Genomic DNA, 1548 nt, shown 5'->3' on the forward strand with positions numbered 1-1548 from the left:
GAAATGGGCGCCATCGTCGGCGGCTCGAGCATCTTCCAGAACAACGGCATCAACTCCAACTACAACGGCGGCTTCTCGTTCGCCAGCCCGCAGACCAACGTCGCGCCGGTGACGCAGGTCGATGCCTCGACGCACACGAACGTCGATCTGACCAACATCACGAAGACGCTCGCGACGGTCGGCAGCGAAGTGCTCGGTACGAAGCTGTAAGCAGCATCCCTCGAAGGGAGAAGGAACCACGACGTTTCCTTCTCCCTCTCGTCAGCTTGTCAGGCCACCGCGCGCAACGCGCGAAATCACCGGCCGCCCTTTCCTTACGTAACGCCCACAAAACTCACGCCCGACGATTTTTGCCGCTAAGGGCAATCGCCTGGTTGACAGTCTCTTTTTTGACTCTCTAGAAGGCTCGCGCACGAGCATACGATGCTCTTTCAGAAGCGCTTCCTCGACTACATGCGGCAGAACATGACCGAGTCGATGGCGATTCTTTAGCGTTCGATACGGTTGTCGGTCGCGCACCGACATGTCGCGGCGATACGTCTTCCTGCATCCGACGAATGCCTGCAACGGCGCTCGCGCCGATCATGCGAGATTTGCGGCGTCGGCCTTTATTTTCCTTGCACTTCAACGAGTTGGATTAACCGAACAGTCCTTCCAGATGCTTCTGGCACGGCCCTCGCATAGTGAGATGCGAGCGCAACGATTGGTGCTCAACCAACCCACCCAGTCCCAGGAGACACATCATGCTGAAGATCGACAACCTCGCCGTTAGCAAAGAACTCGACCGCGCTGAAATGGGCGCCATCGTCGGCGGCGCGAGCATCTTCCAGAACAACGGCATCAACTCCAACGCCGTGACTGGCTTCTCGTTCGCCAGCCCGCAGACCAACGTCGCGCCCGTTACGCAAGTCGATGCTTCCACGCATACCAACGTCGATCTGACGAACGTCACGAAGACGCTCGCTTCGGTGGGCAGCCTGATCGAAGGCGCGAAGCTGTAAAACAGTTCCGTCTGCGAAGGGAGGAAGGAAACGCGCTGTTTCCTTCCTCCCTTTTTCTATTCTCCCTCCCGCCGTTCTTCCCCTTCCTCCGCAATGCCTCGCGCTCGTTATGAGCGTTTCTGTTTGACCAAACATATTTCGGATTCCAAATCATATGAAGCGCACTTGTTCGCGCGTCTGGCACTGTTCGTCCATTCCCGACACGTTTCGCGTTTCTGTCTTTCGGCGACCAACAATCGATCTCCAGCAATGATCCTCAAGGCTCGCCCATAATTGCTGTTTTAAAATTATTTTTCTATATCTATCAATGGCTTAGATTAACCGAACAGATCTTCTAGCGGCCTCTGGCACAGCCCTCGCATATGTAGCTGCGAGCGCAACGATTGGTGCTCATCCAACCAGCCAAATCCAGGAGCTACATCATGTTGAAGATCGAAAACCTCGCTGTCAGCAAAGAACTCGGCCGTGCTGAAATGGGCGCCATCGTCGGCGGCTCGAGCATCTTCCAGAACAACGGCATCAACTCCAACTACAACGGCGGCTTCTC

Annotated in this window: 2 protein-coding genes; both read left to right on the top strand. The window is 55.8% G+C overall.

Features of this window, described 5'->3' with window-relative positions:
- On the top strand, nucleotides 1-210 hold a 210-nt coding region (locus AWB76_RS38600), incomplete at its 5' end, for a hypothetical protein (RefSeq protein ID WP_063936459.1).
- 533 nt (nucleotides 211-743) lie between these two features.
- A complete protein-coding gene (locus tag AWB76_RS38605; RefSeq protein ID WP_061165324.1) occupies nucleotides 744-1001 on the top strand; it encodes a hypothetical protein in 258 nt (85 codons plus the stop codon).
- Nucleotides 1002-1548 lie beyond the last annotated feature (547 nt).

It is taken from the genome of Caballeronia temeraria, assembly GCF_001544795.2.
Taxonomy (GTDB): domain Bacteria; phylum Pseudomonadota; class Gammaproteobacteria; order Burkholderiales; family Burkholderiaceae; genus Caballeronia; species Caballeronia temeraria.